We start from the raw sequence: 7,697 nt of genomic DNA on the forward strand, positions 1-7,697 counted from the left end.
CGGCCAGCTGCTCACGTTCCTGCCACAGTTCGCGCACGGCGGCCAGCTGCCGGCGGTCCCGCAGCTGGTGCATGCCGGAGGTCCGGCGCCAGGGGTCGGTGCGCGGCGGTGCCGGCGGGGCGGTGCGGATAGCTTCGAATTCCTCCTCGGCGTAAGCCAGCTTGCCGTCGGCGTCGAGCAGTTTGACCAGCTCTTCGCGCAGCTCCGCCAGGACCTCGACGTCGAGCGCGGCGTAGCGCAGCCAGGGCTCCGGAAGCGGCCGGGTGGACCAGTCTGCGGCGGAGTGTTCCTTGGCCAGGCTGAAGCCGAGGAGGTGCTCGATGACGGCGGCGAGTCCAACGCGGGGCAGCCCGGCCAGGCGTGCGGCCAATTCGGTGTCGAAGAGCTTGTCCGGCCACATACCCAGTTCGGAGAGGCAGGGCAGGGCCTCGTTGATGATGCTCAGGTCGCGGAGCGGTTCCGGATCGATCAGCCAGGTGCCGGCTCCCTCGCGGCGGATCTGCACCAGGAAGGCGCGCTGGCCGTACCGGAAGCCGGAGGCCCGCTCGGCGTCGACGGCTGCGGGACCCGTGCCCGCGGCCAGGGCGCGGGCAGCCCGCTCCAGGCCGGACATGGTGTCGATTACCAGCGGCACTCCGTCTCGTGGGGATTCGAGTACGGGAAGGGGAGCATCTGCCGCGGGTTCGTCTGCGGGCGTTTCGGAAAGGGCGTTGCCGGAAGTTTGGGCGGTCATAAGGCTTTCAGTCTATCGAGTGCAGCGGGATTCCCCGATCCCGGCGCCTGCGCTTAGTTGAGCCGGCGCCGTGGAAGCGGTGAAACGCCGTCGGGCAGCGGAGGCAATCCCGCGAAAGTGCACACCATGTCGGACCAGGCTTCGAGGTGGGACTGCACGTCGGCGTCGGCCGGGGTCCAGGAGGCGCGGAGCTCGATGTCAATCGCGTCGCTGCGCCCGGCGAGCGTGCCGTAGCTCTCGGACAGGATCCGGGTGGCCGTACCGCCAGCGGACGAATACCGGGCGCCGTGTTCCTGCAGGGCGTCCACCAGCCAGGTCCAGGCAACCGAGCCGAGCATCTGGTCATTGCCCATGTCCGGTTCCAGCTCGGCGCGGATGTACGTGACGATCCGGAAGGTGCCGTTCCATACCGCGCTGCCCTCGGGATCGTGCAGCAGGATGAACCGTCCTGTGGCCAGCTCCTGGGTCTGGGGAAGGACAGGGCCCACGTTGCCGTGGAAGGTTCCTTCTTCCGGCTGCGGGCCGGAGCAAACGACGTCGGCGGCCAGTGACACGGCGAAAGGCGCCAGCCGGGTAGGGGCTGGGATTTCCTCCAGCCGCAGTTCCGGCCGGCACTTGGCACGGCGCAGCGCCCCCAGGGCTGTCAGGAATTCCGGGGGCACCTGTGATAGGTCACCAATTGCACTCACCCTCGAAGATTACGGCGAGCCGTGGGCCGGGCAGCGCAGGCTCGCCGAAGCGTCCAATTCGTTACGGGCAACAGCTTACGTACCCGGACCGCCCGGCCGACAGTGGAGTGGATCAGCGGGCGGCTGAAAGCTCCGAAGCGATGGCTGCGGCGAACGCATCCACGTCCGCTTCAGTGGTGTCGAACGTGCACATCCAGCGCACCTCGCCGGTGGCCTGGTCCCAGTCATAGAAGCGGAAAGAGTCCCGCAGCCTGTCCGCCACACCAGCCGGCAGGGCGGCGAAAACGGCGTTGGACTCGGTGGGCTGGGTGAGGGTAAGCCCCTCGATCTGCTCGACAGCGGCGCGCAGCCGTGCGGCCATCGCATTTGCCGTGGAGGCGGAGCGCAGCCACAGATCCGTGCCGTACAAAGCGATGAACTGGGCCGAGACGAAGCGCATCTTGGACGCCAGCTGCATGTTCATTTTGCGCAGGTACTCCAGGCCGGGAGCGGCCTCGGGATTCAGGGCGACAATGCACTCGCCGTACATCATGCCGTTCTTGGTGCCGCCAAGGGAGAGGATGTCGACGCCGGCGTCGGTGGTCAGGGCCCGCATCGAAACGCCCAGCGCGGCGGCCGCGTTGCCCAGCCGGGCACCGTCCATGTGGAGCTTCATGCCGCGGGCATGGACGTGGTCGGCGATCGCCCGGATTTCCTCGACGGTGTAGAGCGTGCCCAGTTCGGTGGACTGGGTGATGGACACGGCCAGCGGCTGGGCGCGGTGTTCGTCCCCCCAGCCCCACGCTTCGAGGTCGATTAGTTCGGGTGTGAGCTTGCCGTCCGGTGTGGGCACGGAGAGCAGCTTCATGCCGCCCACGCGCTCCGGAGCGCCGTTCTCGTCAACGTTGATGTGGGCCGTGGCAGCGCAGACGACGGCACCCCAGCGGGGCAGCAGCGCCTGCAGGGAGATAACGTTCGCACCGGTTCCGTTGAAGACGGGGTAGGCGCGCATCTGGTCACCAAAGTGCCCGCTAAGCACCTCATGGAGCTTGGCGGTATAGACGTCTTCGCCGTAGGCCACCTGGTGGCCAAAGTTGGCTGCCGCCAGGGCATCGATGATCTCGGCGTGGACGCCGGAGTAGTTATCCGAGGCGAAGGCGCGTAGGGCAGGGTCATGCAGGGATGAGGTTTCAGTCACAGGTGTCAGTATTCCTCACGATGGGGACGGGTCGAAAACCGGGGCCGGATGAATTTAGGCAGGGACCAGGCTGATGCGCCTGCCGTTGAGCCGCGCGGCATCCGTGGCGAAGAGCCGGACGGCGGCCTCGCCCAGCGCGGAAACGTCGGTGTAGCCGGGGAATTTACGCTCCGGCTGGGCCTGACGCATGGCGTCATCAACCAGCGCCTTGACCACGAGAACGACGGCGGCGGCATCGGTGTCGCTGAACCCTGCGGCAATGGACTGGATCCAGGTTTCGGCCGCGGCCTTGGTGGCGGCGTACCCGGCGTTGCCCGGGGTGGGGTCATCCACCGACGTCGAAGACACAATCGCCAGCCGTCCGTGCCCGGAGGCAACCAGCTGCGGATAGAAACTCCGGCTGACGTTGCGCAGGGTTCCCAGGATGTTCTTCTGTAGGAAGTCCCAGTCCTCGTCGCTCTGGTCTTCCAGTGAGCGTCCTCCGCGCCAGCCGCCGACGAGGTGGATCAGCCCGTCGATCCCTCCGTAGGTTTCCTGCAGGTCGGAGGCGAGGGAGGCCACGTCACCGGGCAGGCTCAGGTCGCAGGTGCGCAGCTCGGCCCCGGGCACCCCAGCGAGCGCCTTTTCCAGCCGTGCGGCGCTGGAGCCAACGGCGACCACCTTGGCCCCGCCGGCCGCCAGCGCGGCGCAGACGGCGGTGCCGGAGGCGGAGGAGGCCCCCGCCACGAGGACCGTCAGTCCCTTTACAGCGGATGCTTCCGGTGCCCCGTTAGGTGTCATAGCGTGCTGCTCCCCGTGATTCCGGCGGTGGACTCGATGACCGGCGCCATCTTCTTCGACAGCGCTTCGTAGAACATGGACAGCGGGAATTCGTCGTCGAGCACTTCATCCGTCAGCGCGCGCGGCGGGCCGTCCAGCGGCAGGGCGTCCGGCCCCTTGGCCCAGCGCGAGGCCGGGTTCGGAGTCAGCGTGCCTGAGACAAGAGCGTAGGCGGCCAGCCAGTGCGCTGTCTTGGGCCGGTCGATGGAACGCCAGTACAGTTCCTCGATTTCTTCGCCAAGGCGGACGACGACGGCGGGGGCTTCGTCCCAATCGATGCTCAGCTTGCCGTCGGTCCAGTGCAGCACGTGGTGCTGGTGCATCCAGGCGAAGAGCAGCTGTCCGCCCAGGCCGTCGTAGTTCCGGACCCGGGAACCGGTGATGGCAAACCGGAAAATCCGGTCGAAGATGACGGCGTACTGCACCAGTGCGGCGGTCCGGCGCGCCTGCGGATCGGCGTCCTCGTCCTGCTGGATCTTCACCGATTCGCGGAAGGCCGTCAGGTCACAACGAAGTTCCTCGAGGGAGTAGAGGAAGTACGGCATGCGCTGCTTGATCATAAAGGGATCGAACGGCAGGTCACCGCGCATGTGGGTGCGGTCGTGGATGAGGTCCCACATTACGAAGGTTTCCTCGGTCAGCTCCTGGTTGTCCAGGAATTCCGCGGCACCGTCGGGAAGCTGCAGCGAGGTGATGTCCGCGGCGGCGCGGAGCACCTTGCGGAAGCGGGCGGCCTCCCGGTCGGCGAAGATGGCGCCCCAGGTGAAGGCCGGCGTCTCGCGGACGGCCACGGTTTCCGGGAACAACACGGCGGAGTTGGTGTCATAGCCGGGAGTGAAACCGCGGAACCGGATCGGGACAAAGAGCTTGTTGGAGTAGTCCCCGGCTTCCAGCCCGGCGATGAAGTCCGGCCAGATGACCTCCACCAGGACCGCCTCGAGCAGGCGGGAACGGGAGCCGTTTTGGGTGTACATCGGGAAAACGACCAGGTGCAGCAGGCCGTTCGTGCGGTCCAGCTGCGGCTGGAAAGCCAGCAGCGAATCAAGAAAGTCCGGAACGCCCAGGCCGGCTTCGAGCCAGTGGTCCAGGTCCCGGACCACCAGGTCGAGGTATTCGGCGTCATGTCCAAAGGCGGGAGCGAGCTCGCTGACGGCGTCCCGGACGGTTTCCAGCAGCGGTGCTGCTGCGGCGCGGTGCTCTTCGGGCACTGACCCGTCCTGCTCCTGGAACTGCGCGAACTCCGTCGCGGCGCTCTTCAGCCGCTGCCAGGCGGCGGAATCTTCGGGGGCGGAGGCAAGCTGGCCGGGGGAGCGCAACTTGGTTGATGACATGGCCGACATGGCTGAGACCTTCCGGTAGCAGGATCTCCCGGGCGGGGACGCTGATGCCACCAGCCTAGCCATAAATCACCGACGCTTAGCCTCAAAGCAGTTTCAGATTAGGAACCTTTATGCTTAGGCCGGTCGGACTCGTCCTTTCGACCAGCGCGGCTGCCGCTCTGGTGCTCGTGTTCCCCCGAACCGTGCGAACCGGCCTTACCCTGATGAACATCGTAATTTCCGTGATCAGCCCGTCACCATTGAGGGCAACCTCAAGGAGCAAGCGGGCCTGCCGCATACCCACGAATCTGAATTGGTCAGAGATTGGTGAGATGAGCTGTACATCTTCGGAGGGGCGAGTCCACGGCCCCGCGCCCTAAGGTTTAGTAACCGCGGCTGTTCGGCGACTCGGTGCCGATCACGGCCAGCGGGACCTCCGGATGGTTCTTCTCCACCCGGCGCAGCGCCCAGACGTCGTTGAAGACGGCCACATACGCTCCGTCGGTGCGGACCAGCACCTCGGCGCCGTGCACGTTGCTCAGGATCTCCGCGGCCGAGGCGTCGGTCAGCCGGGCCAGCGAGTAGGAGAGCTGTTCATAGCGCATTGGGGCATTGAAGTCCTGCGTCATCCGGTCCTCGACCACCTCGAACTGCATGGGGCCGACGGCGGCCAGCACCGGTGCCTGGTCTCCGCGCCGGTCGGAGCGGAGCACCTGGATGATGCCCTCGTGCTCCAGCTGGTCGATCCCGCGGCGGAACTGCTTGTAGCGGCTGGGGTCCTGGGAACGGGCCACCCGGAAGTGTTCGGGGCTGAAGAACGGGATCGGCGGATACTGCACGGGCTCCTCGACGTAGAGGCTGTCGCCCACGCGGAGGGCGGAGGCGTTAACCAGCCCAACGACGTCGCCCGGGTAGGCCTGGTCGATCACTTCGCGTTCGCGGCCGAAAAGGTGCTGGGCGTACTTGGTGGCGAACGTCTTGCCGGTATTGGAGTGGGTCACCACCATGCCGCGTTCGAAGATGCCGGAGCAGACCCGGATGAAGGCGACATGGTCCCGGTGGGCCTTGTTCATGCCGGCCTGGACCTTGAAGACGAAGCCGGAGAACGGTGCGTCGACCGGGCGTGAGCCGCCCTCGTGATCCACGCGCGGGCCGGCGGACGGGGCCAGGTCCACCAGGGCGTCGAGGATCTGCTTGACGCCGAAGTTCAGTGCAGCGGAAGAGAAAAGAATGGGAGTGGCCTTGGCATCCAGGAACGCCTGCCGGTCGAATTCGCGGCCATCGATCACCAGTTCGGCCTCGCCGAGCGAATCGGTCCAGGCATCGCCTTCGGCGGCTTCCGCTTCTTCCGGGCTGAAGTGTTCCTCCATGGCCAGGGAAGCGCCGGAGTTCTGCCGGGTGAACCGGACAAACTCGTCCTTCTGCAGGTCCCACACGCCGCGGAAGTCGCCGGCGATACCCACGGCCCAGGTCAGGGGCATGGGAGTCAGTCCGGTGCGTTCGGTGATTTCGTCCATCAGGGCCAGCGGATCGAGGCCGGGACGGTCCCACTTATTGATCACGGTGATGATCGGCAGGTTCCGGGCACGGCAGACCTCGAAGAGCTTCATGGTCTGGGTTTCCAGGCCCTTGCCGGCGTCAACGAGCATCACGGCGCAGTCCACGGCTGCGAGCACGCGGTAGGTGTCTTCGGAAAAGTCGGCGTGGCCCGGGGTGTCCAGCAGGTTGATGACGGTGTCCCGGTAGGCGAACTGCAGGGCGGTGGAGCTGATGGAGATGCCTCGGTCCTTCTCCATCTGCATCCAGTCGGAGACCGTCTCGCGGCGGTTCTCCTTACCGTTCGTGGCGCCGGCGGTGCCGATCACGCGGGCGTGCAGGGCCAGCGCTTCGGTCAGCGTGGACTTGCCCGCGTCAGGGTGGGAGATCACGGCGAAGGTGCGCCGGCGGGCGGCTTCCTTACCGATCGCCGGGTTGGCGCTCGCACGGACGGGGGTCTGGACCTGTGAGGACAATGCCGCTGCTTTCAGGTGTGGTGGGACTCGGGGCTGCTCAAATGGCAGCTTTTCCAGTTTAGCGGCCACACGCAAACCGGTTGCGCCGCCCGGGTTCGAAAGCCCCTGCCAGGAGCCGCAGGCCTGGCCTAATGTGGGAAACAGCACAGTGTGGTGAACAGCATAATAATCCGGCACGGCAACGTCTTCGGCAAAGGAGCCAAGCATGGCTGAGGCATACATCATCGACGCGGTCCGCACTCCCGTGGGGCGGCGCGGCGGCGGGCTGAGCGGCGTGCACCCGGCGGACCTCGCAGCCGCCGTGATCGGCGAAACCGTGCGGCGCACCGGGATCGGATCCGACGAGTTCGACGAAGTGATCCTGGGCTCGATCGACCAGGTGGGCCCGCAGGCCATGGACATCGCCCGCACTGCCTGGCTGGCAGCCGGACTGTCGGAGCGGGTGCCGGGGACCACGGTGGAACGCCAGTGCGGTTCCGGTCAGCAGGCAGTTTCCTATGCGGCACAGGCCGTCATGAGCGGCACCGCTGACCTGGTCGTGGCCGGCGGGGTGCAGAACATGTCCGCCGTACCGATCGGCTACGCCAACACCGCTGCGGCCGAACTGGGCTTCCCGGATCCGTTCACCGGCTCGGCTGGCTGGGAAGCGAGGTACGGCCGGCAGCCGATTTCCCAGTTCATCGGCGCGGAAATGATGGTGGACCGCTGGGGCCTCACCCGCACGGAACTGGAAGATTACGCCGTCGGCTCCCACGAACGGGCGCTCGCCGCCCAAGCCGAGGGGCGCTTTGACCGGGAAATCCTGCCCGTGGCCGGAATCAGCGCCGATGAAGGCCCGCGTACCCCGGACCGCGCCAAGATCGAATCCCTGGCTCCGCTGAGGGAGGGCGGAAAGCTCACGGCCGCCACGTCGTCGCAGATTTCCGACGCCGCCGCGGTGCTGCTGCT

Annotated in this window: 7 protein-coding genes; 1 reads left to right on the forward strand and 6 read right to left on the reverse strand. The window is 66.8% G+C overall.

Features of this window, described 5'->3' with window-relative positions; translation table 11 throughout:
* From RTN46_RS15380 to RTN46_RS15405, 6 genes are all read right to left on the reverse strand, one after another.
* Positions 1-733: ribonuclease D (locus RTN46_RS15380; protein WP_396157895.1), on the reverse strand; the 733-nt coding region annotated here is incomplete at its 3' end.
* A gap of 53 nt (positions 734-786) precedes the next feature.
* Positions 787-1,413, reverse strand: coding sequence for a DUF3000 domain-containing protein (locus RTN46_RS15385; RefSeq protein ID WP_312182694.1), 627 nt, complete (start codon positions 1,411-1,413; stop codon positions 787-789).
* A 121-nt stretch (positions 1,414-1,534) separates the two neighbouring features.
* The gene (locus RTN46_RS15390; protein WP_312182677.1) at positions 1,535-2,599 is read right to left on the reverse strand and encodes a low specificity L-threonine aldolase; all 1,065 of its coding nucleotides are present in this window, start codon (positions 2,597-2,599) and stop codon (positions 1,535-1,537) included.
* Positions 2,600-2,653: 54 nt separating this feature from the next.
* On the reverse strand, positions 2,654-3,379 hold the full coding sequence (locus RTN46_RS15395; RefSeq protein WP_312182683.1) for an SDR family NAD(P)-dependent oxidoreductase: 726 nt from the start codon (positions 3,377-3,379) through the stop codon (positions 2,654-2,656).
* A complete protein-coding gene (locus RTN46_RS15400) occupies positions 3,376-4,749 on the reverse strand; it encodes a DUF6421 family protein (protein WP_312182686.1) in 1,374 nt (457 codons plus the stop codon). The genes RTN46_RS15395 and RTN46_RS15400 overlap by 4 nt, the downstream gene beginning before the upstream one ends.
* A gap of 371 nt (positions 4,750-5,120) precedes the next feature.
* Positions 5,121-6,749: a peptide chain release factor 3 gene (locus RTN46_RS15405; RefSeq protein WP_312182687.1), complete on the reverse strand. Its 1,629-nt coding sequence runs from the start codon at positions 6,747-6,749 to the stop codon at positions 5,121-5,123.
* A 205-nt stretch (positions 6,750-6,954) separates the two neighbouring features.
* On the opposite strand from RTN46_RS15405, the gene RTN46_RS15410 reads away from it, so the two are divergent.
* Positions 6,955-7,697: beta-ketoacyl synthase N-terminal-like domain-containing protein (locus tag RTN46_RS15410; protein WP_312182690.1), on the forward strand; the 743-nt coding region annotated here is incomplete at its 3' end.

The sequence above is a fragment of the Arthrobacter sp. genome, assembly GCF_031988865.1.
In the GTDB taxonomy this organism is placed as follows: domain Bacteria; phylum Actinomycetota; class Actinomycetes; order Actinomycetales; family Micrococcaceae; genus Arthrobacter_B.

Coding starts and splice junctions, on each gene's coding strand:
- RTN46_RS15395 (WP_312182683.1), bottom strand. CDS start 3,379: ATGACACCTAACGGGGCACCGGAAGCATCCGCTGTAAAGGGACTGACG.
- RTN46_RS15400 (WP_312182686.1), bottom strand. CDS start 4,749: ATGTCATCAACCAAGTTGCGCTCCCCCGGCCAGCTTGCCTCCGCCCCC.